The sequence below is a fragment of the Paenarthrobacter sp. CCNWLY172 genome, from assembly GCF_037402035.1.
Classification (GTDB): Bacteria; Actinomycetota; Actinomycetes; order Actinomycetales; family Micrococcaceae; genus Arthrobacter.
In genome coordinates, this window is record NZ_JBBEGB010000005.1 from 38,774 (window position 1) to 62,888 (window position 24,115).

The 24,115-nt window shown below is 63.8% G+C and carries 23 protein-coding genes; 9 read left to right on the top strand and 14 right to left on the bottom strand.

Going from position 1 to position 24,115, the window contains the following annotated elements; all coding sequences use genetic code 11:
* Positions 1–38 precede the first annotated feature (38 nt).
* The 3 genes from WBN73_RS08810 to helR all read right to left on the bottom strand — a co-directional run bounded on the left by WBN73_RS08810 (position 39) and on the right by helR (position 4,050).
* Entirely contained in the window at positions 39–893 is an 855-nt protein-coding gene (locus tag WBN73_RS08810) for a helix-turn-helix domain-containing protein (protein WP_207595707.1), read from the bottom strand.
* A gap of 39 nt (positions 894–932) precedes the next feature.
* Positions 933–1,778 carry an HAD family hydrolase gene (locus tag WBN73_RS08815; RefSeq protein ID WP_337340207.1) on the bottom strand — a complete coding sequence of 282 codons (846 nt, stop codon included), beginning with the start codon at positions 1,776–1,778 and terminating at the stop codon, positions 933–935.
* 73 nt (positions 1,779–1,851) lie between these two features.
* Complete coding sequence (gene helR / locus WBN73_RS08820; protein WP_337340206.1) at positions 1,852–4,050, bottom strand: RNA polymerase recycling motor ATPase HelR; 2,199 nt, start codon at positions 4,048–4,050, stop codon at positions 1,852–1,854.
* Positions 4,051–4,226: 176 nt separating this feature from the next.
* On the opposite strand from helR, the gene WBN73_RS08825 reads away from it, so the two are divergent.
* Positions 4,227–4,967, top strand: a complete 741-nt coding sequence (locus tag WBN73_RS08825; RefSeq protein WP_337340205.1) for a class I SAM-dependent methyltransferase — start codon at positions 4,227–4,229, stop codon at positions 4,965–4,967.
* On the opposite strand, the gene serS is transcribed toward WBN73_RS08825, so the two are convergent.
* A complete protein-coding gene (serS, locus tag WBN73_RS08830; protein WP_207595703.1) occupies positions 4,964–6,244 on the bottom strand; it encodes a serine--tRNA ligase in 1,281 nt (426 codons plus the stop codon). The two genes, WBN73_RS08825 and serS, sit on opposite strands and share 4 nt — an antisense overlap.
* Before the next feature lie 111 nt (positions 6,245–6,355).
* On the opposite strand from serS, the gene WBN73_RS08835 reads away from it, so the two are divergent.
* Positions 6,356–7,417: a diacylglycerol/lipid kinase family protein gene (locus WBN73_RS08835; RefSeq protein WP_207595702.1), complete on the top strand. Its 1,062-nt coding sequence runs from the start codon at positions 6,356–6,358 to the stop codon at positions 7,415–7,417.
* Here WBN73_RS08835 and WBN73_RS08840 read toward each other — a convergent pair.
* The 3 genes from WBN73_RS08840 to WBN73_RS08850 form a co-directional block, all read right to left on the bottom strand.
* Positions 7,414–7,644, bottom strand: coding sequence for a hypothetical protein (locus tag WBN73_RS08840; RefSeq protein ID WP_280625687.1), 231 nt, complete (start codon positions 7,642–7,644; stop codon positions 7,414–7,416). The genes WBN73_RS08835 and WBN73_RS08840 overlap by 4 nt on opposite strands.
* A 105-nt stretch (positions 7,645–7,749) precedes the next feature.
* On the bottom strand, positions 7,750–8,685 hold the full coding sequence (pheA, locus tag WBN73_RS08845; protein WP_337340204.1) for a prephenate dehydratase: 936 nt from the start codon (positions 8,683–8,685) through the stop codon (positions 7,750–7,752).
* A gap of 30 nt (positions 8,686–8,715) precedes the next feature.
* On the bottom strand, positions 8,716–9,042 hold the full coding sequence (locus WBN73_RS08850) for a rhodanese-like domain-containing protein (RefSeq protein WP_024818941.1): 327 nt from the start codon (positions 9,040–9,042) through the stop codon (positions 8,716–8,718).
* A gap of 155 nt (positions 9,043–9,197) precedes the next feature.
* On the opposite strand from WBN73_RS08850, the gene WBN73_RS08855 reads away from it, so the two are divergent.
* The 3 genes from WBN73_RS08855 to WBN73_RS08865 all read left to right on the top strand — a co-directional run bounded on the left by WBN73_RS08855 (position 9,198) and on the right by WBN73_RS08865 (position 12,944).
* Complete coding sequence (locus WBN73_RS08855; protein WP_337340203.1) at positions 9,198–9,941, top strand: peptidase E; 744 nt, start codon at positions 9,198–9,200, stop codon at positions 9,939–9,941.
* A gap of 25 nt (positions 9,942–9,966) precedes the next feature.
* Positions 9,967–11,370 (top strand): amidase, encoded by a 1,404-nt coding sequence (locus tag WBN73_RS08860; RefSeq protein WP_337340202.1) that lies wholly within the window; start codon positions 9,967–9,969, stop codon positions 11,368–11,370.
* A gap of 74 nt (positions 11,371–11,444) precedes the next feature.
* Positions 11,445–12,944, top strand: a complete 1,500-nt coding sequence (locus tag WBN73_RS08865) for a peptide MFS transporter (protein WP_207595697.1) — start codon at positions 11,445–11,447, stop codon at positions 12,942–12,944.
* A 96-nt stretch (positions 12,945–13,040) separates the two neighbouring features.
* On the opposite strand, the gene WBN73_RS08870 is transcribed toward WBN73_RS08865, so the two are convergent.
* Entirely contained in the window at positions 13,041–13,748 is a 708-nt protein-coding gene (locus WBN73_RS08870) for a DUF4190 domain-containing protein (RefSeq protein ID WP_207595696.1), read from the bottom strand.
* A gap of 217 nt (positions 13,749–13,965) precedes the next feature.
* Between WBN73_RS08870 and WBN73_RS08875 the strand changes: the two genes are divergently transcribed.
* Both WBN73_RS08875 and pgm read left to right on the top strand, forming a co-directional pair.
* On the top strand, positions 13,966–14,721 hold the full coding sequence (locus WBN73_RS08875) for an SDR family NAD(P)-dependent oxidoreductase (RefSeq protein WP_337340201.1): 756 nt from the start codon (positions 13,966–13,968) through the stop codon (positions 14,719–14,721).
* 201 nt (positions 14,722–14,922) lie between these two features.
* Positions 14,923–16,584: a phosphoglucomutase (alpha-D-glucose-1,6-bisphosphate-dependent) gene (gene pgm / locus WBN73_RS08880; protein ID WP_337340200.1), complete on the top strand. Its 1,662-nt coding sequence runs from the start codon at positions 14,923–14,925 to the stop codon at positions 16,582–16,584.
* A gap of 102 nt (positions 16,585–16,686) precedes the next feature.
* On the opposite strand, the gene WBN73_RS08885 is transcribed toward pgm, so the two are convergent.
* On the bottom strand, positions 16,687–17,187 hold the full coding sequence (locus WBN73_RS08885) for a 2'-5' RNA ligase family protein (protein WP_207595693.1): 501 nt from the start codon (positions 17,185–17,187) through the stop codon (positions 16,687–16,689).
* Between the two features lie 564 nt (positions 17,188–17,751).
* The gene (locus WBN73_RS08890) at positions 17,752–18,357 is read right to left on the bottom strand and encodes a malonic semialdehyde reductase (RefSeq protein WP_337340199.1); all 606 of its coding nucleotides are present in this window, start codon (positions 18,355–18,357) and stop codon (positions 17,752–17,754) included.
* A 255-nt stretch (positions 18,358–18,612) separates the two neighbouring features.
* Between WBN73_RS08890 and WBN73_RS08895 the strand changes: the two genes are divergently transcribed.
* Together WBN73_RS08895 and WBN73_RS08900 are read left to right on the top strand one after the other, a co-directional pair.
* A complete protein-coding gene (locus WBN73_RS08895) occupies positions 18,613–19,968 on the top strand; it encodes a uracil-xanthine permease family protein (protein WP_337340198.1) in 1,356 nt (451 codons plus the stop codon).
* Between the two features lie 20 nt (positions 19,969–19,988).
* A complete protein-coding gene (locus tag WBN73_RS08900) occupies positions 19,989–20,531 on the top strand; it encodes a hypothetical protein (RefSeq protein WP_280625629.1) in 543 nt (180 codons plus the stop codon).
* A gap of 140 nt (positions 20,532–20,671) precedes the next feature.
* Here WBN73_RS08900 and WBN73_RS08905 read toward each other — a convergent pair whose 3' ends face one another.
* The 4 genes from WBN73_RS08905 to WBN73_RS08920 are packed head-to-tail and all read right to left on the bottom strand — an operon-like array spanning position 20,672 to position 24,114.
* Positions 20,672–21,493, bottom strand: coding sequence for an ABC transporter ATP-binding protein (locus WBN73_RS08905; protein WP_337340197.1), 822 nt, complete (start codon positions 21,491–21,493; stop codon positions 20,672–20,674).
* Entirely contained in the window at positions 21,490–22,299 is an 810-nt protein-coding gene (locus WBN73_RS08910) for an ABC transporter ATP-binding protein (protein ID WP_337340196.1), read from the bottom strand. Before WBN73_RS08910 ends, WBN73_RS08905 begins: the two co-directional genes overlap by 4 nt.
* A 4-nt stretch (positions 22,300–22,303) precedes the next feature.
* Positions 22,304–23,167, bottom strand: coding sequence for an ABC transporter permease (locus WBN73_RS08915; RefSeq protein WP_207595687.1), 864 nt, complete (start codon positions 23,165–23,167; stop codon positions 22,304–22,306).
* The gene (locus tag WBN73_RS08920; protein WP_337340195.1) at positions 23,164–24,114 is read right to left on the bottom strand and encodes an ABC transporter permease; all 951 of its coding nucleotides are present in this window, start codon (positions 24,112–24,114) and stop codon (positions 23,164–23,166) included. The genes WBN73_RS08915 and WBN73_RS08920 overlap by 4 nt, the downstream gene beginning before the upstream one ends.
* Position 24,115: the final 1 nt, after the last annotated feature.

Consider the following 24,115-nt stretch of genomic DNA (forward strand, 5'->3'; position numbering starts at 1 on the left):
GCCCGGTCAAGCTCGCGGTCTTGTAAAAAACCCGCAGGCTATCCGGCTACTTCCTCGAGCGGGATAAACGTGGCATATTCCGCCCCGTAGTTCTGCACCACCTGAAGGTATTCGGTGGGGGTAAAACCACTGAAGCGCCTGAAAGACCGGATCAGATGAGGCTGATCGTAGTAATCGGCCAAGTGAAGGAGTTCCCGGCCCGGGATGGAGCCCATAGGCAGGGCTGCCGCCTGGTTCACGAGCCTGTTGAACCGGCACACGTCCGAATAAGCCTTGGCCGTGGTCCCACAATCCCGCATCATGATGCGCTCCAGCGTGGACGCGCTGATCCCCAATCCCGCAGCCACCACGCTGATTTCGACGTCCTCTTTAGCAAGGGTTTCCACGGCGTGCAGTGTCCGGGGATCGGCCGCGTACCCCGGCCTGAGCTGCGCTTCCAGAAAACTTGCCAGTGCCGCGAAGGCCTCTTCAGGACCTGCGGTGGTCAGTTGAGAGCGGAGCAAGGAAAAACCAGGAAAGATGCTTTCAGCATCCACCACCCGGTTCTGAAATTCCGACGGCGGCCGGTTGGTAAACGCTGCCAGTCCATAGGGAGCCAGACGGGCACCAATGTTGAACAGCTGGTCCGGGTTTTCACTGATGACATAACTGCGTTGCAGGCCTGCGTAAAAGCCCGTGGAAACTTCAGTTGCGCCGGCTTCCGACAGGGTGGGGGCTGTTCCACCCTCAGGCGGGGTGATCAGCCTGTACGGGTCAGACAGATTCAGAATCAGGTGTGCCGAAGGGCCGGGGAGAATCTTCTCGTAACGGGCCTGAGGCTGAGCACGGACAAACCACAGCTGGGTAACGAACGGCTGCAGTCCGGGCGGCGCGGGGCACTCTTCATAGAACACAGCCCCAGTCTAGGTACCCCGCCGCCCGCTAATGCGCAGTTACAGCAGGCCGCGCAGAACCAAGGCTGCGCCGTCGTCGAGCACTGACGCGGTGACCTCGTCCGCAACGGCGAGTACCTCGTCGGGGGCCTGGCCCATGGCAATGCCCCGGCCTGCCCAGGTGAGCATCTCGATGTCGTTGCGGCCATCACCGACGGCCACCGTGTTGGCCCGGTCCGTGCCGAGCTTCCGGCGCAGGGCTTCAAGGGCGCTTGCCTTGGTGACACCTTCCGCGGCGATGTCCAGCCAGGCGGTCCAACCCACCGAGTAGGTCACGCCGGAAAGTCCGATGTGCTTGATGGCCTCGTTGAACTCATCCGAGGTGTTCTCGCTGCTGAAGACCACCACGCGGACCGCGGTGGCATCCAGCATGGTCTGAAAGTCCACGCCGATGGACTCCACACCGAAGCTGGCATCCTGGAAGCGCTCGGTGGAGAGGAAGTTGCCGTCCTCGTCTTCCAGCGCGTACTTGGCGTTGGGCAGCCGTTCGCGCAGGGCCTTCAGAGCCGGAGCGGGATCGAAGGTTGCCTTGTGGATGATCTCGTAGCCCTTGTCCAGCGAGGGATCCAGTCGAAGTGTCACGCCGCCATTGCAGCACACTGCGTAACCTCGCTCGAGGCCGATCTGTTCAATAATGGGCAGCGTCGCGTTGAGTGAGCGGCCCGTGGCGATCATGACGTCGTGGCCGCTGGCAACCACTGCCTGCGCAGCAGAGCGAACGGCTGGTGACATGTGGCCGTCGTGGTCAACCAAGGTGCCGTCAACGTCCAAGGCGACCATGAGGTTGTTGTTGTTATTTGGCTGGTCATCGATGCCAGCAACTGGAGTATCAGTCAAAATAGTCATGCTTACAGTAGAGCAGACACTTCCGACACTGAACTAGGACCGGCGCCACAGCTGTGGATTAACGGACGGTGAATCATTCGGATGGTTCCACATTCCTCCCCAGGATCACGAGTTGCTGGGTGGCCCGGGTCATGGCGACATAGCGGTCCACTGCACCTTCCATGCCTGCGCCGAACTCGGCCGGGTCGATGACAACCACCAGGTCGAACTCGAGACCCTTGCATGATTCAGGCGTGAGCCAGCTGACGCGGTCCAGTGTGGGCTTCGTTGCCACGGCGTCCGGCTGGCTGACGACGCAGGCCGTGCCCTCCGGGTTCTTGGCGAGCCAGACTTCCAGGATGGAGTTGAGCTCCTGAGCTTTCCCATGGACCACGGGGATGCCACTTTTGCGGACCGATGTGGGGACGTTGGCGTCCGGGAGGGCCGCCCTGATGACCGGCGCTGCTTCCGCCATGACTTCTTCCGGCGTGCGGTAGTTGATGCTGAGGCTGGCCACGGAAATGACACCCAGGCCCACCCGCTCCAGGCGTTCCTCCCAGGTCTCAGTGAACCCGTGCCTGGCTTGGGCGCGGTCCCCCACCACCGTAAAGCTCCGCGACGGGCAGCGAAGAAGCAGCATCCGCCACTCAGCGTCGGTCAACTCCTGGGCCTCGTCCACCACAATGTGCGCGAACGGTCCTGCCAGGACATCGGGATCAGCTGCGGGCACCGCATCACGGCCCACCAGTTTGTCCCGCATGTCATCGCCCCGCAACATGTACATCTCCAGGTTTTCTGAGTCGTCAGCTGCAATCAGGTCATCTACCACCCGATCCATGAGCTCCCGTTCCGCGGCCAGCGCCGCTTCCTGCTTCCGCCTGCGTCGGGAAGCTTCAGGGTCGCCCAAGCGTTGGCGGGCTGCATCCAAAAGCGGCAGATCCGCCGTCGTCCATTCCTCCGGGTCTTGACGCCGCAGTACCGCCCTTTCATCAGGCTGCAACCATGGTGCGCACAGCTGCAGATAGGCAGGCACACGCCAGAGGTCGGCCACCAGCGCCCCGTAGGAGAGCAACGGCCAGGCCTTGTTGAATTCCTCCTGCAGCCCCGCGTTGTGGGCCAACATCCTCCGGAGCAAGCCCGTGGGAACATCGCGCTCGGCCACCTTGTCCATGAGGATTTCCAGCAGCGCCTCCCACACGTCGTCGCGTGCCTCGTTGTGCGGGGTGCCGGGCTCTGCGGCATCGAAGGCCTCGGCCCAGTCTTCGGTGCTGAGCCAGATGTCGGCGTACGGCGTCTCAACCTCCATGCCCCTGGACGGCGGCGCCTCGTAAAACCTCACGGCAGCCTCAATCGCCTTCACCATCTCAACGGACGACTTGAGCCGGGCGGCGTCGGGATCACTTTCGACGACGGCCGTGGCACCTTCCGGGACCAGGTCCCGCAGCGTGCAGGTCTGGACTCCCTCTTCGCCCAGGCTGGGAAGAACATCCGCAACGTAAGCGAGGTAGGGCTGGTGGGGGCCGACGAACAGGACATCGCTCCTTCGATGGTTACCTCGCTGGCTCAGCCGAGGGTCCGAATAGAGCAGATATGCCGTGCGGTGCAGGGCGACCACGGTCTTACCGGTACCAGGACCGCCGTCGACCACCAGGGCACCCCGCGAGCCTGCCCGGATGATCTGGTCCTGGTCCGCCTGGATGGTCCCCAGCACGTCCCGCATTCGAGCCGTGCGGCTGCTGCCCAAACTGGCGATGAAGGCGGATTGGTCATCCAGTGCAGCGTTACTTTCCAAGCCATCCGCCGTGAACACTTCGTCCCAGTAGTCACTGATCCGCCCTCTGGTCCAGCGGTAGCGGCGGCGACTCACCAAACCCATCGGGTTGGCGTGGGTCGCTCCGAAGAAGGGCTCCGCCGCCGGCGAGCGCCAATCGATCAGGAGCCTGCGGCCTTCTGTGTCATTGAGTCCCAGCCGCCCTATGTAGGTGGGCTCCGGATTGTCAGCGGTGACCATACGGCCCAAGCAAAGGTCCAGTCCGAAGCGGTTGAGAGCCCGCAGCCGCGCGGTGATCCGATGAATTTCCTGGTCCCGGTCCAGGGCCGCCTGGCCCCGGCCGCCGGGCTGCTTTCGCACGGCATCGAGACGGTTGGACAACTCCGTGAGGGATTCTGAAAGGCTGGTTGCGATGGCTTCAAACTGCTGCTCATCGCTGCCGATCAACATGGGCACGGCCTTGCGGGCAAGGTGCTCCGGCAGGGCGAATGCCCTGGTTTTCAGGGGGCTGGTTTCGGGCATGGCACGAGTCCCTTTTCTCTGGGCGATGGGGTTCGTGGATCCATTGTTCGGCATGCAGGGGGCCTTGCCGCAAGCCCCCGGGTGGGTTATAAATTGAGTATGGAAGGGATCATTTCCCTTCCTTTTTTGTGCCCGATTTCCCGGGGATCCGGCGACGAGACCGTTAGGGTGGGCGGATGTCTTCCCGAATGACCTCAGCCCAACTGTCAGCCCTCTACGACGCGGAGAATCAGTGGGCCGCGGATGACGACTTTTTCCTGGCTTTCGTGAATGAGCGGCCGGACAGCCAGGTGCTGGATCTGGGCTGCGGTACCGGTCGGATCACCTTGGCGGTTGCCGCGGCTGGCCATGCCGTTGTTGGCATCGACCCCAACCCTGGTTCCCTTGCGGCTGCGCGACAGAAACCCGGGGCTGAAGGCGTCACCTGGTTGGACGGGACATCGGCGGCGATACCCCGCGACGCTGCCTTTGACGTAGCGATCATGACGGCGCACGTGGCTCAAGCGATCTACGACGACGGCGACTGGTCCCGAACGCTTGCCGACATCAACCGTGCGCTCGTCCCGGGAGGTCGATTGGCTTTCGATTCCCGAGACCCTGCAGCCAGAGCGTGGGAATACTGGACTCCGGCGAAGACGCGGCGGCGCTGCGCCCTCCCCGACGGCACTGCCTTGGAAACGTGGATGGACTGTGATCCTCGGCCGGGCGGGCTTGTTGCACTGACTGAACACCGGGTCGTGAACGGGAGCATCGACAAACCCGAGACATCCGTGCTGGCCTTCCGCACGGAAGATCAGCTCCGCCACGATCTAGCCTCAGCAGGCTTCACGGTGGACCACGTCTGCGGCGGCTGGGCCGGCGAGGACGTGGGCAGCGGGCAAGGCGAACTGATCGTGCTTGCCCGCAAGCCCCGCTAGATAACCGGCAGAACCTCAAGCCCGCCAAGGTACTTCTGCAGTGCCTTGGGAACGTTGACGGAGCCGTCCGGGTTCTGGTGGTGCTCAAGGATGGCAACGATCCAGCGCGTGGTGGCCAGCGTGCCGTTCAGCGTGGCAACGGCCCGGGTTCCCTTGGCAACACCTTCGTCATTGATCACGCGTTCACGGATGTTGAGGCGGCGCGCCTGGAACGTGGTGCAGTTGGACGTCGAGGTGAGCTCGCGGTAGGCGTTCTGGGTGGGAACCCACGCTTCACAGTCGAACTTGCGGGCCGCGGACATGCCGAGGTCGCCGGCGGCAGTGTCGATCACGCGGTAGGGAAGCTCGCACTTTGCCAGCATTTCCTCTTCCCACGCGAGCAGGCGCTCGTGCTCGGCAGCTGCTTCCTCAACCGTGGTGTAGATGAACATCTCCACCTTGTTGAACTGGTGCACGCGAATAATGCCGCGGGTGTCCTTGCCGTGGGAACCTGCCTCACGGCGGTAGCAGGAACTCTGGCCCGCGTAGCGGATGGGGCCTGCGGAGAGGTCCAGGATCTCGTCTGCGTGGTAGCCGGCGAGGGCCACCTCCGAGGTTCCAACAAGGTAAAGGTCGTCTTCAGCGAGACGGTAGATCTCGGCGTCGTGCTTGACATCAAAACCGGTGCCCTGCATGGTCTCCGGGCGCACCAAAGTAGGGGTGATCATGGGGACGAAACCGGCGTCGATGGCCTGCTCCATGGCCATCTGCAGGAGGGCCATTTCCAGCCGGGCGCCAACACCGCGAAGGAAGTAGAAACGCGAGCCGGAAACCTTGGCGCCGCGTTCCATGTCGATCGCGCCAATCAGTTCACCAATTTCCAGGTGATCCTTCGGCTCGAAGTCCGTGAATTCGCGCGGAGTACCGACGGTCTTGACCACGACGTAGTCGTCCTCGCCACCCTCGGGGACACCGTCCACCACGAGGTTGGGGATGACCCGGAGCAGTTCTTCCTGCTTTGCCTGGGCGGCTGAGGCTTCAGCGGCAGCTGCTTTGACCGAGTTGGCCAGTTCCTTGACCTCAGCAAGCAGCGCCTGCTTTTCCTCGCCCTTGGCCTGCGCAACCTTCTTGCCGAAAGCGTTTTGCTCTGCGCGGAGCGTCTCGTGGCGGATCAGCGCGGCACGGCGGTCGGAGTCAGCGGAGATGATCGCGTCCACAACGGACTCGTCGGCGCCACGGGCGCGCTGGCTGGCACGGAACTTGTCCGGATTTTCGCTGAGGTCTTTTACGTCGATCACCAGACAAGAGTATCGAATGCGCCGCGGATTTCCGGCCCGCAGCGGGCAAAGGACACCCGTCGCGGAGACTCGGCATGGAGGGACCTGCCCAGGGGATAGTGTTGGATCACCATGAGCGACTGGATCCTGTACGTGATTCTCGCTGGGGGCGTGGCCTTTGCCGTCTCCAGTTGGTGGGGTGTGCGCCGATTGAAAGCCCGGCACATCAGAAGCGCTGTTCGGGAGGATACGCACAAGCCCGGAGCCGGGGACCAGCGGGTGGCAGTCATCCTGAACCCCGTGAAGAACAACGCGGATGTTGCCCGGCAGGCCATCTTGGACGCCTGCGACCTCGCGGGATGGGACGCCCCCAAATTCTACGAAACCACCCTGGAAGATCCCGGTTACAGCCAGTCCCGGGAGGCTCTTGCGTACGGGGCCGACGTCGTCCTGGCGTGCGGCGGCGACGGTACAGTGCGCGTGGTGGCTGAGTCCCTGGCGCACAAGAACGTTGCCATGGGCCTCATCCCACTGGGCACCGGAAACCTGCTGGCGCGCAACGTGGATTTGGACGTCACCGACCTCGAGGACTGCATCCAGGTGGCGCTGTTCGGCCACCAGCGCTACATCGATACCGCCACCATGGGCGTGGACAACGACATCACCGGCGAGTCCGCCGAGCACACGTTCCTGGTCATCGCCGGCATGGGCCTTGATGCCGAGGTTGTTGGCGATACCAGGGACAAGCTCAAGAAGAGCGTCGGTTGGCTGGCCTATACCGAAGCCGGCGTCCGCCACCTTCCCGGCCGCCGCAAACGCGTCACCATCACCATGGATGACCAGCCCGAGCAGGCCCGGAAGATCCGCAGCGTACTGTTTGCCAACTGTGGTTTGATCCCCGGCGGCATCGACTTCATCCCCCAGGCCATGGTCGACGACGGCATGCTGGACATTGTGGTCATGAGTCCCCGCAGCGCTTTCGGCTGGCTCGCCATGTACACCAAGGTCCTCTTCAAGCACAACGCGAACCTGCCGATGATGAGCTTCTACCGCTCCGGCAAGGTGGTCATCCGCAGCCAGGAACCCATGGCAACACAGCTGGACGGCGACCCCTCGGGCGAGGCTACAACGGTGACCGTCCAGGTGGCGCCAGGGTCCCTGCTGGTGCGCGTGCCTAAAGCCAAAACCGGCTAAACAGCGCCCTTTTCGGGTTGTGCCGCGTTCTTCCCGGCTTCTTCAGCCGCTGCCTTGGCTGCGGCCCGGGCCTCGGACTGCTCCTTGATCATGGCCTGCTCCTCTTCGAAGCGCAGGCGATCCGCACGGTCAGCGTCGTCGCCGTCCCAGTCATCTTTGTTTTCACTTGAGGGCTTGGGATTGACGATCATGCCCTGGCCGTCTTTGTCATCGCTGTGGACAGTCATGACCGCTCCCTTCGTTTGGCATTCAGCCATCGTTGATGGATCAGGCAAGCATACGCATAGAAGCATGACTGCGAAAGAGCACGCTTTCCACGCTGTGGAAAGCGCCTAGGAGCCCTTGAGGATCGAGTCAACCCACGCGTGCGCCGAGGCAAAGGCGGCGTCGGAAGTATGCGGGGCCACCACGGCCGGCTGTTTGTCGGCGCGGGCATAGGAGCCCAGGAACCGCGTGGCCGGGCTGATGCGGTGGAGGCCGGCCAGGGCGTCCGCTACCCGTGAATCCGTAGCGTGACCGTCGGCGTCGATGCTGAAGAAGTAGTGGCCCAGGTACTGTCCGGTGGGCCGGGATTCGATGCGGCTGAGGTTCACTCCGCGGGACGCGAACTGGTCCAGGATCTCCATGAGCGCGCCGGGATGGTCCTCAGGCAGCGGGACAACAACGGTGGTCTTGTCAGCTCCGGTGCGGCCCGGAAGAAGGCCGGGTTTGCTCACCAGAATGAACCGCGTGACGGCCTCGGGGTTGTCGCCAATGTCCTCCGCCAGAACATTCAGGCCGGGTTGTTCCGCAGCGACCAGCGGCGCACAAATGGCGGCTTCATACGGCGCATCGTCCTCCAGCAGGCCCATCGCGGAGGCCGCCGTGGACGACCCCGGAACGTAATCGGCGTTCGGAAGGTGCTCATCCACCCACAAGCGGCACTGCGCCCAGGCGTGCCCGTGCGTCGAGATCCTCTTGATGTCGGAAAGTTCGACGTCGGGCCTCGCCACGAGCACGAAGGTGATGGGAACAAGGGCCTCACGGATGATCCGGAGCTCTTGGCCAGTGGCGATCGCGTCCAAGGTGGCAGTGACCCCGCCCTCCACCGAGTTCTCGATGGGAACCATGGCCGCATCAGCCTCGCCGGCACGGACCCGATCCAGGGCCGTGTTGACGTTGGTGCAGGGAATCCGCGTGGCGTCAGCAGCACCCGGTACTTGCAGGAGGGCGGCCTCGGTGAAGGTACCCTCGGGACCGAGGAACGTGTAGGTCACTGGTGGCGTCAAGAGATATTCCTTGCTGGTTATATAAACAGGCTAGAGAACAACCGGCTTCAGTCCATTGTCCGAGACCATCGGCTTGCCGGTCTCGAACCACATATCCATGCCCCCTGCTACGTTCACGGCAGAGTAGCCCTGTCCTACGAGCCACTGCACGGCGCGGAAAGAGCGACCGCCGGTGCGGCAGATGACAAAGAGGTCGTCGTCTGGATCCAGCTCATCCAGGCGTGCCGGAAGCTGGTCCATGGGAATGTGGCGCGCTCCTTCGGCATGGCCTGCCACCCACTCGTAGTCTTCGCGGACGTCCAGAATGCTGGCGTCGGCCGGAATGTCGCCCACAGGCACGGTATCGAAGTCGCTCATGGCGGTCCCTTCCCATCGATTAAGTCCAGGATCCAGCCTAGTCCCCACTGCGTGGCACCGTAACTTCGCAGCCGGACCACGCTTGCGCCCGAAGCCCGGGACGCTAAGACTGGGACCCAAGCACTCCCCCAACACTCGCGCGTTAGGAGTACCCCATGGCTGCTGGGCACCCCACGATTCTGGCGACATCCGGCGGCTACAGGCCCGGCGATCGGACCAGGATCGAGTTCAACCACCTGATGCATTACGCCGTGGAACTGTCCGGCGTCACCGGCCGGGCTCCCCGCGTCACACACATCGGCACGGCCTCCGGTGACCAGCGTTGGTGGGCCGCGGAAATGGACCAGGCCGCCCGCATCGCAGGCTTCGATTTCAGCCACCTCAACCTTTTCACCATGCCAAACATCGAGGACCCGGAGGCCCATCTCCTGGAGCAGGACGTGGTGTGGGTTAATGGCGGTTCGGTGGTGAATCTGCTGGCCGTCTGGCGCGCGCATGGCCTGGACGGGATCCTGCGGCAGGCTTGGGAAAGCGGCGTTGTCCTGGCCGGGGTTTCCGCTGGCTCCATCTGTTGGTACCAAGGCGGCGTGACTGATTCCTTTGGGCCTGAGCTCAAGCCCGTTACCAACGCCCTGGGCTTCCTCCCTTACGGCAACGGGGTCCACTATGACTCAGAACTTCGCCGCGCGCCTGCCATTCACCAGTTGGTGGCCAACGGCACTCTGGGTGAGACGCACTGCACGGACGACGGCGTCGGGCTGGTTTACCGGGGGACGGAACTTGTAGAGGTGGTGTCCGAAGTGAAGAACAAGGCCGCCTTCCGGGTGACCGCCGGAGCGGGCGAGAGCGTAGATGCTGTTGCTGTGGAGGAACGGTTGGAGTCGCGTTTCCTTGGCTGATCCTTACGTGCATGACATATCGCGAATGACGGCTGTTGAGCTCCGTGATGCCCTGGCTTCGGGCGAAGTCTCAGCCAGTGAAGCCACCACCCACTTCTTGTCCATGATCGAAGCCGGAAACAAGCAGCTGGGCGCCTTCGTCACGGTCACCGCGGAACAGGCCCTGCAGGACGCGGCCGCCGCGGATGGGCTGCACGCCAGGCTGAACCGGGAGGGACGCCTGAATGAACTTCCCGTCCTCCACGGCATGCCCACGGCCTTCAAGGACCTCACCGATGTTGCCGGCGTTCCCACCACACACGGCAGCGCGGCCCTTGAGCACAAGCCCGCGCCCGAGGATGGCGCCCTCGCCGCGACGCTGAAGGGCCTCGGCGCCATCTCACTGGGCAAGACCCAGGTTCCGGAGTTCGGACTGACGGCCTACAGCGAAAACCGCGTTGCACCGCCGTCGCGCAATCCGCATTCACTGGGTCGAAGCTCTGGTGGGTCGTCGGGTGGCAGCGCTGCCGCTGTGGCCGCCGGCCTGGTGCCGTTCGCTCCGGGGACCGACGGCGGCGGGTCCATCCGGATCCCGGCCGGCGCGTGCGGCCTGGTCGGGTTGAAACCGGGGCGGGGCGTGGTGCCATCGGGTGCGAGCGCGGGCGACGCCGCCAAGTTGGTGGTTGCCGGGCCGCTGGCAAGAACGGCAGCAGATGCAGCGCTCCTGATGGACGCGCTGGTCCCTCGCGACCAAGCGCCCGACGGCGGATACCTCGCCAACGTGGGGCGGGCACCGGAACCCATGAGAATCGGCGTGACCCTGGATAGCCCGTGGGCCGGCATCTACCCGTTCCAGATCGGGCAGGAAGCGATGGACGCCCTATCGCTGGGGATCCGGCTGCTGGAAAAGGCGGGCCACAGCGTTACCGAAGCCGAAATCCGCTACGACAACCGCTATCCCGAGGCATTCACCACAGCCTGGACCGCCGGCGTCGGGAGTGCTCGGATAGCACCCCAGCGCGAGGCGTTGCTGACCCCGTTGACCAGGACGTTCCGGCGTCGGGCACAACAGCGGAGCGCGTTTAAGGTCAACGAGGCCCTGGGTTTCCTGCGGCAGTTCGAGCACGACACCGTCACGCAGTACTCGGGCTGGGACCTGATGCTCATGCCGACGCTGGCCCAGACACCGCGGCCGATCGGTTGGTTTACCGGAGGCGGGCACAGTGGTGAACTCTGGCCGGGCGAGTGGGCCGGTGACGCCGACGAGGACTACAAACGGCAGTGCGAGTACGCCCCGTGGTCGTCCATGGTGAACGTGTGCGGGCTTCCGGCGATCAGCATTCCGGTGCATACGACGCAGGGCGGACTGCCAATGGGGATTCAGCTGGTTGGCCAGCCGGGATCTGAACTGGTGCTCCTCCAGCTCGCGGCGGTCCTCGAGAGCCGCTGAGGCCCCCTGGGCGTGCCTGGGTCGCGCGTCTAACATATGGAAAGTGGTTGCCCCGGGCATTCATCGATGTGACAATGCCCGCAGTCAGTGCCAGCATTAAGAAAATGAGCACACCTCAAACCACGGCTGAGTCCGCAAAGCCAGCGGGCGATACGTCATTCTTCGGCCACCCAAAGATGTTGGCCAGCCTCTTCTCCGTGGAAATGTGGGAGCGATTCTCCTTCTACGGCATGCAGGGAATCCTGCTCTACTACATGTACTTCACCGCCGAGCAGGGCGGTCTCTCCATTGACCAGAGCCTCGCCGCTGGTTTGGTGGGCGCGTACGGTGGCGGCGTTTACCTGTCGACGATTCTCGGTGCCTGGCTCGCCGACCGTCTCTTCGGCTCAGAAAAAGTCCTTTTCGGCTCAGCCATCATGATCATGGCCGGCCACATCGCGCTGGCCCTGCTTCCCGGCATTCCGGGCTTGATCGCGGGCCTGGTGCTGGTGGGCATCGGCTCCGGTGGCCTGAAAGCCAACGCCACGGCGCTGGTCGGCAGCCTTTACGGCGAGAAGGATGAGCGCCGCGACGCCGGCTTCTCCATCTTCTACATGGGCATCAACATCGGTGGGCTCATCGGCCCGTTGGTCACCGGCTGGCTCCAGACGAGCTACGGTTTCCACATCGGCTTCGGCGCCGCGGCCGTGGGCATGGCGATCGGCCTGGTCATCTACTCGCTGGGCCGCAAGAGGCTCCCCGAGGAAGCACACCGCGTCCCCAACCCCCTCCCGGCGAAGGACCGCACAAAGTACGGCCTGATCTTCCTGGCCATCCTGATCGTCATTGGCGTGTTGCTCGGTACAGGCATCGTCAACGCCAACAACCTGGCCCGGAGCATGGCCTACGCTGCCATCGGCGCCGCAGTGGTCTACCTGTTCCTGATCTTCCGCAGCCCGCTGGTCACTGGCGTGGAGCGCAAGCGCGTGGTCGCTTTCATCCCCTTGTTCATCGCTTCAGCCGGGTTCTGGGCACTGTTCCAGCAGCAGTTCACGTTCATCGCCGTGTACTCCCAGGAAAAGCTGGACCGCAACCTGTTCGGCTGGGAAATGCCTGCCGCATGGGTCCAGTCCATCAACCCGGTGTTCATCATCATCTTCGCCGGCGTCATGGCTGCCCTGTGGACCAAGCTGGGCTCCAAGCAGCCGAGTTCGCCGCTGAAGTTCTCCGCCGGCCTGTTCATCATGGGCCTGGCGTTCCTTGCGTTCATCCCGCTGGCCGGCGAAGGCAAGACCCCGCTGTTGGCCTTGGTGGGAATCCTGTTCATGTTCACCCTGGCGGAACTGTTCCTCTCCCCCATCGGCCTGTCCGTGAGCACCAAGCTCGCCCCGCAGGCCTTCCACACCCAGATGGTGGCGCTGTTCTTCCTGTCCGTCTCGCTCGGCACCACGCTGGCCGGAATCCTCGCCGGCCTCTACAACCCCGATGACGAGCTCCCGTACTTCCTGGGCATCGGCAGCGTGGCAGTGGTCCTGGCTGTTGGCCTGGCTGCAGCGTCGCCGGCAATCAAGAAGCTGATGGGTGGCGTTCGGTAACAGCCGTAACGGACTGACGTTAAACGACGACGACGGCGGCCCTTGCGTTCGGTGGGTTTCCCACCTGACGCAAGGGCCGCCGTCGTACGCGTTTATTTAGTAGTTGTAGCTGCTGGTGGAAGCGCCGATCGCAGCGAAGAAGATGATGCCGAAGATCACCGTCAGCGCAATGCCGATGTATCCCATCACCAGGCCGGCGATGGCCATGCCCTTGCCGGCAGGCTCGCGCTTGAGGCCGAGGTGGCCCAGGATCACGGCGGCGATCTGCGGCAGGATGAAGAATCCGAACCCAACAAAGATGGCAATACCGCAGCACATGCTGGCAATGCTCAAACCCTTGGGCTCGGCCTGCATGGCGTAGTACGCAGGCTGGCCGTACGGCGACTGCGGCTGGCCGTAAGGCTGCTGGCCATAGGGCTGCTGACCGAACGTCTGCTGCTGCTGGTACGGGCTGGGCGGCTGGCCGTACGGCGACGGCGGCTGCTGGCTGTAGTCGCCCGGCGTGTAGGAACCCGTGCTGGCGGGCGGCTGCGGCTGGGCGTAGAAGTCATTCTGGCCCTGGGCGTTATGCGTGTACGCGTCCTGCGCGTAGGAGTCCCCGTGCGCGCTCTGCTCATAGGGCGGGAGGGGCTGCGTGGCGTTGGCGCTCTCGCTTGATGCGCCCTGGTCCGGTGCGCCCTGGTGCGGTGCGCCTTGGCCCGGCGCGCTCGACTCGGGTGCGCTGAACTGTGCCGGCGGGACGTACTGCGGCGGTTCGTAGCCCGCCGGCTTGTCCTCGTTGGCCTTGGATGGTTGATCTGACATAGGAATCCCCCTGAAAGTGGTCTTTGCTCCCAACACTACCGCCGTCCGGGGCGCCGCATAAGGTAGCGCGCATTGATGGCATGGGCATAACAACCCATCCGCAAAGATTCATGCATAAGCATGGAATATTCTCGAGTCGGACTCGGTTTATAGGAGTAGCGACTTAAGCAGCGCTCACCAAGTAAATCGGCGGGATCCGTCCCGCGAAGGAGGAATCATGGCTAACTTCGAAGGCAAGACCGCGCTCGTCACCGGCGGCGGCTCAGGGCTTGGGGAAGCGATCAGCAAGGACCTCGCCAAGAACGGCGTCAAGGTAGTAGTTACTGACGTCAACCTCGACGCCGCCACCCGCGTGGCCAACCAGATCACGGCCGACGGCGGCACTGCAGTTCCGTTCCAGGCCAACACTGCCGTGGCCGAGGACAGCAAGAAGGCGGTCGACTTTGCCGTGGAGACGTACGGCGCCCTCAACTACGCCGTGAACAACGCGGGCATCGGCGGGGCAAGCGCTCCGGTGGGCGACGTCGATATCGAGGATTGGGACCGGGTCATCGCCATCAACCTGAGCGGCGTCCTGTACGGCATGCGTTACCAGATCCCGGCCATCCTGGCCGCTGGCGCTTCCGAAGGCGCCATTGTGAACATGGCCTCGATCCATGGCGCCGTCGCTGCCCCCGGCAACGCCGCCTACACCGCTGCCAAGCACGCCGTGGTGGGCTTGACCAAGAACGCTGCTGCCGAATACGGCGCGCAGGGTCTCCGCGTCAACGCAATCGGCCCTGGCTACATCGACACTCCCTTGCTGGCCGCGGCCCCGAAGGAAGTCATCAACGGGCTTGAGGCCAAGCACCCGCTGGGTCGTTTGGGTAAGGCCGATGAGATCGCGAACGTCACCACGTTCCTCCTCTCCGACAAGGCCAGCTTCATGACCGGCTCCTACGTGCTGGTCGATGGCGGTTACACGGCCGTCTAGCACTGGTTTTGGACCGCTCCGGCCCGGTTTCACCAACCGGGCCGGAGCATTTTTCTGCCATACCACCCGCCGCTGAACGAACGCTTAATCTTCGCGTTGCTGGGCTTCGGTCGCGGCAAGTTGGGTGCCTTTCGGCGTCACAGGGCGCTCAACACGGTCATTTCCTGTCAGCAGCCGCGAGGGTCTGGCATGCTGGACCCCATGGCTAGCCGAGCGGGCACAGTTGCCCTTCCCCAGGACCTTGTTGACATCACAGCCCTGCTGGACGCGTATTTCGACGTAGCTCCGGACTTGGGTGATCCCGCGCAGCGTGTGGCGTTTGGAACGTCGGGACACCGCGGATCCAGCTTGAAGGCATCCTTCAACGAGCCGCACATCCTCGCGATCACGCAGGCAATCGTTGAATACCGTGGACGCCAGGGCATCACCGGCCCGCTGTTCATTGGTCGTGACACCCACGCCCTCAGCGAGCCGGCGCAGAACTCCGCCTTGGAGGTGCTCGCCGCCAACGGCGTGACCGTCCTGGTGGACGCCCGCCACGGCTACACTCCCACCCCGGCTTTGAGCCACGCGATCCTTAAGTACAACCGCGAAGCGGCGCCAGGCACCCCCCAGGCCGACGGCATCGTGGTCACTCCCAGCCACAACCCTCCCGGCGACGGCGGCTTCAAATACAACCCTCCCCACGGCGGCCCTGCTGACACGGATGCCACCGGATGGATCGCCGACCGCGCCAACCAGCTTCTGGAAAATGGTCTCCGTGGGGTCAAGCGCATCCCGTTGATCGATGCCCTGAGTGCTGACACCACCGGCAAGTTCGACTTCCTCAGCAGCTACGTGGACGATCTCCCCTCGGTGCTGAACCTCGACGCCATCCGCAACGCCGGTGTCCGCATCGGAGCCGACCCCATGGGCGGCGCCTCCGTGGATTATTGGGGCGAGATCGGTGAGCGCCATCAGCTCAACCTCACCGTTGTGAACCCCACAGTCGATCCACAGTGGGCGTTCATGACCCTCGACTGGGACGAGAAGATCCGCATGGATTGCTCGTCGCCGTCGGCCATGGCGTCCCTGATCAAGCGGATGGCCGTTGGTGCTGATGGCACCGCCGCTTATGACGTCGCCACAGGTAACGACGCCGACGCCGACCGCCACGGAATCGTGACACCGAACGGTGGCTTGATGAACCCGAACCACTATCTGGCTGTCGCCATCGACTACCTGTACCGGAACCGCAGCGGCTGGAACCCGGAATCCGTGGTGGGCAAGACGCTGGTTTCCTCCTCGATCATCGACCGCGTTGCCGGTGGACTGGGCCGCAAGCTGGTTGAGGTTCCCGTGGGCTTCAAGTGGTTTGTTCCGGGCCTGCTGTCCGGCGAAGGCGCCTTCGGTGGCGAGGAATCCGCCGGCGCTTCCTTCAACAAGCTCGACGGCAGCGTCTGGACCACGGACAAGGACGGCATCCTGCTGGCCCTCCTGGCCTCGGAGATCACCGCCGTCACGGGGTCCTCTCCTTCACAGCTGTACAAGGGACTGACGGACCAGTTCGGAGCACCCGTTTACGCCCGCATCGACGCCGCCGCCACGCGCGAGCAGAAGTCCAAGCTGGGCAAGCTCTCCGCCGCTGATGTCACCGCCACGTCCCTTGCAGGCGAGGACATTACGGCCAAGCTCACCGAGGCACCCGGCAACGGCGCATCGATCGGCGGCCTGAAAGTGGTCACCGAGAACGCCTGGTTCGCGGCCCGCCCCTCCGGTACCGAGGACGTTTACAAGATCTACGCCGAGTCCTTCAAGGGCGCGGACCACTTGAAGCAGGTGCAGGAAGAGGCCAAGGCGCTGGTGGACGGGGTTATCGCCTAGTTCCGCCCAGCTTGCGACGCCGGCGACGCGCATATCTGCTGGCGCCACCGAAACGGGCTGAGGACACCTGGATTCGAGTGTCCTCAGCCCGTTTCCGCGTCTTCAATCGCCTTCCGCGTCCTGCGTCCAGAGCCTGAGGACTCGGCGGATGGTGTGGTCACCTTCGGGCGCCATGTCCACCAGCGCTACGTGGTCAAGCACGACGACGTCTCCGGACTTGGGGCGCTTGCCGTCGTGGTGCGAGATGTGCGGCCTGTAGTGGTCCAGGATGTAGTTGGGGGTGGCGATGCGCCCGCCTGCTGCTTTTGCTGCCTCGACAATCTCTTCGTGCAGCCCCTGAAGCAGCGGGTTGTGCTCGATGAGACTGACCGGGATGGACCCCATATGCCCGAAACCCGCCTCTCCGCCCACCCGCAGCTGCGCACCCAGCGCTCCCTTGACGGGTGCTTCGGCCAAGTCCGCCAACACACCGGCGACGTCGGCACTCACGTCAGTCCCGACGTCGAACCTTAACAGCGTGATGTGCAGCGGCCAGTCGCTGCGCGGAAAAACCAGCCCCGGAGATACGGGCTCCGTGAACGCCACCCAAATGAGGTTCCGCATAGGCATTAGTTTGCCACCCGCCGGCCAACCCTCTCTCACAACCCTCGGGCTTCCGGCCAACCCTCTCTCACAACCCTCGGACTTCCGGCCAACCCTCTCTCACATCCCTCGGGCTTCCGGCCAACCCTCTCTCACACCCCTCGGGCTTCCGGCCAACCCTCTCTCACACCCCTCGGGCTTCCGGCCAACCCTCTCTCACATCCCTAGGGTCGAGGGAAGGACATGCAACGCTGGGAGAATATGAAGCTAGAGGCTTGGCACGTCATGGTTTTACTCATACTGCTGCTTGTGGCCGCCGTAGTGATCGTGGCGGTGACCCTACTCGTCCGCTGAGTCGTCAGAGCGGCAGATCATCGGGATCGGGGAAATCGACCCGAGCGGGAGTGAGAGAGCGTTGGCTGCAAACCCTAGGGACCTGAAAGAGCGTCGGCCGCAAACCCGAGGGACATGAAAGAGCGTCGGCCTCAAACCCGAGGGACATGAAAGAGCGTCGGCCTCAAGCCGCCGGCAATGCAAAACGCCCGCCCACATTCCTGTGAGCGGGCGCTTTTGCGATGTGAGGTCTTAGACAGTGCGAACAACGTCGTCGTATGCGAACTTCGGCTTGGCTTCGCCCCAGGCGTCGGGGCCTGGCTGGCCGATGTTGACCACGAGGAAGCTCTTCTGGTCGCCGGCCGGGAAGAACTCGGCGTCGATGGCGGAGAAGTCGGCACCGGTCATCGGGCCGGCGGCGAATCCGAGCGAGCGCACGGCCAGAATGAAGTAGCCGGCCTGCAAATGAGCGTTGTTGTTGCCCGTAGCAGCGGCGAAAGCGGGATCGGCGTCGTACATGGCCTTGGGCGCGCCGTAAGCGGGCAGGAACTTGTCCCACTGACCCTGCCAGTCGGTGTCGTAAGAGAGGATGGCGACCAGCGGGGCGGAGGCGGTCTTGGCCTTGTTGCCGTTGGAGAGGGTTTCCACCAGCTTGGCGCGGGCCTCATCCGAGCGGACGTAGGTCACGCGGAGCGGCTGGGAGTTGAAAGCGGTGGGGCCGAACTTGGTGAGCTCGTAGATGGCGCGGGCCTGCTCTTCGGTGACCTCACCGGCGAAGCTGTTGGCGGTGCGGGCTTCGGCAAAAATGGCGTCGACTGCTGCGGCGTCAATGACTGCTTCTTCGTGGGCAATCGTCATTTGGTGAACCTTTCGCTGGGCCTGACCCTGAGCCGGCCGGGCACTTCTGCTTTCCATGGTTGCAACTTCAACTTCCGTTGTCCTCTTCCCGTGACGGCCCGTGACGTTGAGCACACAGCGTGACTCCGCGTGTCGTTTCTTTGCGTTGTGAGGCCCGCTTGGCGCGTTATTCACCGCGCGAGGCGCGTAGAGCGGGCCCCGCAATGGCGGTAATGTTGCACCGAATCCCAACACTCTTCTGAGGAAGGCCCCGCCATGAGCATGCTCGGCATGAAATGGAAGCTCCACGGCAACGGCAAGTCCGTCCGGCCCGGCCACGTGGTGGCACCCGACGAGCGGCTGGCGTGGCCCCTGACCATCGGCATCGGCATGCAGCACGTGGTGGCTATGTTCGGCGCGACCTTCCTGGTCCCCATCATCACGGGCATGCCTCCGGCCACCACCCTGCTCTTCTCGGGTATCGGCACCCTGCTGTTCCTGGTGATCACCAAGGGCCGCGTGCCCAGCTACCTGGGGTCGAGCTTCGCGTTCATCGCCCCGATCATGGCGTCCCAGCAGCAGTACGGCGTGAGTGGCGCCTTGGGCGGCGTGGTGCTGGCCGGCGTCGTCCTGGCGCTTATCGGTGCGGTGGTCCAGAAGTTCGGCGCCGAATGGATCAACCGGCTCATGCCGCCGATCGTCACCGGCGCCATCGTGGCATTGATCGGCCTGAACCTTGCCCCGGCTGCCAAGGCGAATTTCGATCTCGCACCGGTTACCGCACTGATCACTTTGGTCACGATCATCCTGGTTTCCGTTCTATTCCGCGGGATTCTGGGGCGACTGAGCATCTTGGTGGGCGTTGTGGTGGGTTACCTCGTGGCGATGATGCGGGGCGAGGTCAACTACGAAAAGATGGACGCCGCCGCGTGGATTGGCCTGCCGCTGTTCCAGACGCCCGAATTCCACATCGGCGTGGTGGGTCTGTTCGTGCCGGTTGTGCTGGTACTCGTTGCTGAGAACGTGGGGCACGTGAAGTCAGTGGCCGCGATGACGGGCCAGAACCTCGACGGCGTCTCCGGCCGCGCGCTGATGGCCGACGGCGCCGCGACGGTTCTTGCCGGGTTCGGCGGCGGTTCCGGTACCACGACATATGCGGAGAACATCGGCGTCATGGCCGCCACAAAGGTCTACTCGACGGCGGCCTACTGGGTTGCCGGTGTCTTCGCCATCCTGCTGAGCTTCTCCCCGAAATTCGGCGAGCTGATTGCGACCGTACCGCCGGGCGTCCTGGGCGGCGCCGCGACCATGCTGTACGGCATGATCGGCGTGCTCGGCGTGAAGATCTGGGTGCAGAACAAGGTCAATTTCTCCAACCCGATCAACCTGACGACGGCCGCTGTGGCACTGATCATCGGCATTGCTGACTACACCTGGACCATTGGCGAGCTGAAGTTCACGGGCATTGCCCTTGGTTCCGCTGCTGCCCTGGTGATCTACCACGGCATGAAGGGTCTGGCTCGCTGGCGCGGGACTGTGGCCGAGCCGGAGACCGAGACGGCGGGGCTGCCGCCTGCGGTGAAGTCTGCGATGAACGCTGCGGCTAAGCGGACGGGGAAGAAGGGGAAGTAGGGGTACTGCGAGGCTAAGTCATGCGTCCCATCAATGACACTGAGCTGGAAATCCTCAACCGACTTCTTTCCATGGAGTTCGAGGGCGTCAGCGAATTTCGCAAGCAGGCAATGAACATCATCGGAGTCGAATCGGACTGCATTTGCGGCTGCCCTTCGATCGCGATCCAAGTCGATCGAACAAAGGCTCCAGGTGCACCTTGGACCCGCCTCTTGCCAGCTGAGCTGGAAGAGCTTAGCCACCCCACCGGCGTCCCGTCGTCAGTGCTCTGCCTCCTCGACCAGGACGGCTATCTGGCGAGCCTTGAATTCGTGTATTACGACGACGTGGTAACGGAGTGGCCGCCGAGCAACCGTTGCGCAGTTGTCCTTCGTGGCTCTGAACGGAACCCGAGCTCAGTGTCACTCTCGGGCGGTGCGCTTGTGAAACCCCACGATATGGAAGATCCCTGGACGTCCTTTGAAGGCGTGGACATGGGATTCCGTGCAACGACGCTAAACGGCTGGACTGAGACCTACGGCTCCAACGGGCAGTTGGTCTCGCGGGTCTTCGGTCAGACATGACGGCTACCTTGAAGCGAAAGTTCAGCTCTCATAGCAACTTCTCGACCAGCTAGCGTCATGTCAGTCCGTCTCCGGCCCCGAGCAAAACGGACAATCCGCGTCCCCGGATTCCGGACAAGAATCCGGCAAAGGCAATACCCTCACACCCCCACCTCCGCCTCGAACGCCGCCCGCCTCTGCAGCACGTCCTTCGGATCCCATCCCGGCCCCGGCATTGAGGAAATGAGCAGCTTCGTGTAGCTGTGCTCCGGCGCATTCAGCACCCGGCCCGTGGGTCCCTGCTCGAGGATCGACCCCCGGTACATAACCAGCACGTCGTCCGTGACCTCGGAAACCACGGCGAGGTCGTGGCTCACGAACAACAGCGCGATCCCGGAAGACGCCCGGATCTCGTTCAACAAGGCAAGGATCTGGGCCTGCACCGAAACATCCAGCGCGGACACAGCCTCGTCCAACACCATCACCGACGGCTCAATGGCCAAGCACCGGGCAATCGCCACGCGTTGCCGCTGACCGCCGCTGAGCTGGTGCGGCTTGGAGTCACCATGCTTCGCCAGCAAGCCAACCTGATCCAACAGCGCAGCAACACGCGAAGAACCAGAAACCCCATGCAACCGCATCGCCTGATCCAAACACTGTGCCACGGTCAGCCGCCGGTCCAATGAGCCGTACGGATCCTGGAACACCATCTGGATTTCCTTGGCACGCCGCAGGCGGGCCGCGCGTCCCCGTTCCCGCGTCCCAAGCTGCCGTCCCCGCACGTGGATAGTGCCGGCGTCGGGCGTTTCAAGTCCCACCAGCATGCGGGCGATGGTGCTCTTGCCGGACCCCGACTCCCCCACCAGCCCCATGGAACCGCCCGGCGGAATGGCGAAGCTGACGTTGTTGCAGGCTACAACGTTGCCCGCACCCACGCGGAACGCCTTCTGCAGCCCGTCGACCTCGAGGACGTGCTCGCTCATGATGCCCTGCTTTCTGTATTGGGGAGGTGGCCGATTGCGGGAACGGCCGACAACAGCCGGCGGGTGTATTCGTGTTGCGCCCCGTGGAAGAGGTCGTTGCCGCGCAGTTCCTCCACGATCCGCCCGCGGTACATCACGTACACGCGGTCGCAGTACGCGGCTGCCAGGTGGAGGTCGTGGGTGATGAGGAGAACTCCCAGGCCGCGCTGCGTCTGAAGGTCTCGCAGGATCGCCAGGACTTCGGCTTGGGTAGTCACGTCCAGCGCGCTGGTGGCCTCGTCTGCCAGCAGCAGTTTTGGCTGTCCGGTGAGCGCCGCGGCAATGACAACCCGCTGAAGCATGCCGCCGGAGAGCTCGTGCGGGTACTGGCGCATCCGCTCTTCAGGCTGCCGGATCCCCACAGCGGCAAGGAGTTCCAGCCCAGCCGCGGCAGCATCCGAACGGCTGACACCCAGCACGTGGACCAGCCGCTCAGTCAGCGAGTCGCCGATCCGCCGCACCGGGTTGAGCGCCGCCCGCGGGTCCTGATGGATCATCGCGGCTTCGGACGATCGAACGCGGTGGAGCTCATCTTTGGAGGCGGACAGGACTTCCGTCCCACTCACCATGATGGAACCGTCGACGCCGGCCGTTTCGGGATACAGCCTCAGCACGGCTCGCGCGGTGGTGGACTTACCGGAACCGGACTCGCCCACCAGGCCCACCACTTCCCCGGCGTCAACGGAGAGGCTCACCTGGTCCAGGATTTGGTGGCTGAGGCCATTCGTGGTGATGGTGAGGCTCAGATTGTCTATGTCGAGCAGCATTTTCCTACCTCTCAAACCGTGAGTTCAGGCGGTCGGACAGCCGCACGCCCACCACGTTGACGGCCACCACAACGGCGGCGATGGCGGCGCCGGGAACCAGTGTCGGCCAGATGTGGCCTTGGATGATGCCGGACTGGCCTTCCTGGACCATGAGTCCCCACTCGGAGCTGGGCGGTTGTGCGCCGAACCCCAGGAAGCTGAGCGTCGCGAGGCTCATGAGGCCTTCGCCGAACAGCACCACGAGGTACCCGAGGAGCGGTGGCGTCAGGTTGGGAATGATGTAGCGGACGCACAGGAAGAATCCGCCCACACCCTGCACGCGGTAGGCATCCACATATGGGCGGGCCATCTCGGCCAGCGCCAGCGACCTCGTGAACTTGGCGATCACCGGTGCGTAGGCGAGCGCCAAGGCGACAATCGCCGTCGCGGGTCCTTTGCCAAAGACGGCGATGACCAAAACCACGAACAAAAGCCCGGGGAAGGCGAACATGACATCGGTGATGCGCGCCAGGAGGACATCGATCCAGCCACCGTTCCAGGCCGCGACCGTTCCGATCGTCACCCCGAACACCGTAGCCAGCGCCAAGAGTGCAAGGGGTCCGAGCAACGATTCGCGGGCGCCGTGGATGAGCCGGGAGAACAAGTCCTGGCCAACCTGGTCAGTACCGAGCAGGTGCGCTGCACCCGGCGCCTGCCAGATCGCGGTGAAGTCCACGGCGTTGGCGGCGTACGGGGCCACCCACGGTGCAAGCAGAGCGGCAACAACCACAACGATGAGGAAGCCGAGGCTCAGAAGGTAGGCAACGTCGCGCTTCTTCCTGCCGATAACCGGGGTGGACGCCAGCGTGGACGTCGAAAGGGAGCTCATGATTTCTTGTCCTTTGCCTTGATGCGCGGATCAAGCAGCGGGTGGACCAGGTCCACCAGGGTGGTCACCACCATGTACGTGATGACCATGTAGAGGAGCACGGCCTGCACCACGGGGAAGTCGTGCGTGTTGATGGCATCCACCAGCAGCTTGCCGACGCCGCTAATGCCAAAGACACTCTCGACGACGACCGTTCCGGCCAGCATGCTGGCCACCACAAGCGCCACCATGGTGAGGATGGGTCCCCACGCATTGCGGAGAACGTGCCGGCGGATCAGTTTGGCGGGCGCCAGCCCGAAGCTGCGGGCCGCCTCCACGTGGTCCATGGACATTTGCTCCACCATGGATTGGCGGGTCACCCGGCTGACAATTGCGACGGCGCCAACAGCCAGTGCCACTGCTGGCAGCGCAAGGTGGTGCAGCCGGTCCAGAAAACCTTCGCCAGCGCCCGAGACGGGAAACCATCCCAGCTGGACCGAGAAGATGGACACCAGCAGCAGGCCGATCACGAAGGACGGAACCGACGCCGCAAGGGTGGTGGCCGCGGTGATGGTGGAGTCCGTGCGCTTGCCTTGGCGCAGCGCGGAGAGAACACCCAGGCCAACACCGGCCACGATGAACAACACTGACGCCATGGCCACCAACGCGAGTGTTGCCGGAAGCCGGGTGGCCATCAGCTCAGCCACTGGCTGGTGATATTGGAACGACGTGCCGAGGTTGCCTACAAAGGCCTGGGATGCCCAGAGCCCGTATTGAACAATGAGCGGTTGATCCAGGTTGTACTGCGCCTTCACTTCGGCAACGCGCTCAGGCGTCATGTTCTCCGGATTGCCGATCAGGAACGTGACCGGGTCCCCTGGCGCCGCATACATCGCGGCGAAGATGACGAACGAGCTCACCACCAAGGTCAGGATCATTCCCGCGATGCGGGTTGCTGCACGGATCATG

Coding starts and splice junctions, on each gene's coding strand:
- WBN73_RS08815 (WP_337340207.1), bottom strand. CDS start 1,778: ATGACTATTTTGACTGATACTCCAGTTGCTGGCATCGATGACCAGCCA.
- helR (WP_337340206.1), bottom strand. CDS start 4,050: ATGCCCGAAACCAGCCCCCTGAAAACCAGGGCATTCGCCCTGCCGGAG.
- WBN73_RS08825 (WP_337340205.1), top strand. CDS start 4,227: ATGTCTTCCCGAATGACCTCAGCCCAACTGTCAGCCCTCTACGACGCG.
- WBN73_RS08835 (WP_207595702.1), top strand. CDS start 6,356: ATGAGCGACTGGATCCTGTACGTGATTCTCGCTGGGGGCGTGGCCTTT.
- WBN73_RS08840 (WP_280625687.1), bottom strand. CDS start 7,644: ATGACTGTCCACAGCGATGACAAAGACGGCCAGGGCATGATCGTCAAT.
- WBN73_RS08850 (WP_024818941.1), bottom strand. CDS start 9,042: ATGAGCGACTTCGATACCGTGCCTGTGGGCGACATTCCGGCCGACGCC.
- WBN73_RS08855 (WP_337340203.1), top strand. CDS start 9,198: ATGGCTGCTGGGCACCCCACGATTCTGGCGACATCCGGCGGCTACAGG.
- WBN73_RS08860 (WP_337340202.1), top strand. CDS start 9,967: ATGACGGCTGTTGAGCTCCGTGATGCCCTGGCTTCGGGCGAAGTCTCA.
- WBN73_RS08865 (WP_207595697.1), top strand. CDS start 11,445: ATGCCCGCAGTCAGTGCCAGCATTAAGAAAATGAGCACACCTCAAACC.
- WBN73_RS08870 (WP_207595696.1), bottom strand. CDS start 13,748: ATGTCAGATCAACCATCCAAGGCCAACGAGGACAAGCCGGCGGGCTAC.
- WBN73_RS08875 (WP_337340201.1), top strand. CDS start 13,966: ATGGCTAACTTCGAAGGCAAGACCGCGCTCGTCACCGGCGGCGGCTCA.
- pgm (WP_337340200.1), top strand. CDS start 14,923: ATGGCTAGCCGAGCGGGCACAGTTGCCCTTCCCCAGGACCTTGTTGAC.
- WBN73_RS08885 (WP_207595693.1), bottom strand. CDS start 17,187: ATGCGGAACCTCATTTGGGTGGCGTTCACGGAGCCCGTATCTCCGGGG.
- WBN73_RS08890 (WP_337340199.1), bottom strand. CDS start 18,357: ATGACGATTGCCCACGAAGAAGCAGTCATTGACGCCGCAGCAGTCGAC.
- WBN73_RS08895 (WP_337340198.1), top strand. CDS start 18,613: ATGAGCATGCTCGGCATGAAATGGAAGCTCCACGGCAACGGCAAGTCC.
- WBN73_RS08900 (WP_280625629.1), top strand. CDS start 19,989: ATGCGTCCCATCAATGACACTGAGCTGGAAATCCTCAACCGACTTCTT.
- WBN73_RS08905 (WP_337340197.1), bottom strand. CDS start 21,493: ATGAGCGAGCACGTCCTCGAGGTCGACGGGCTGCAGAAGGCGTTCCGC.
- WBN73_RS08910 (WP_337340196.1), bottom strand. CDS start 22,299: ATGCTGCTCGACATAGACAATCTGAGCCTCACCATCACCACGAATGGC.
- WBN73_RS08915 (WP_207595687.1), bottom strand. CDS start 23,167: ATGAGCTCCCTTTCGACGTCCACGCTGGCGTCCACCCCGGTTATCGGC.
- WBN73_RS08920 (WP_337340195.1), bottom strand. CDS start 24,114: ATGATCCGTGCAGCAACCCGCATCGCGGGAATGATCCTGACCTTGGTG.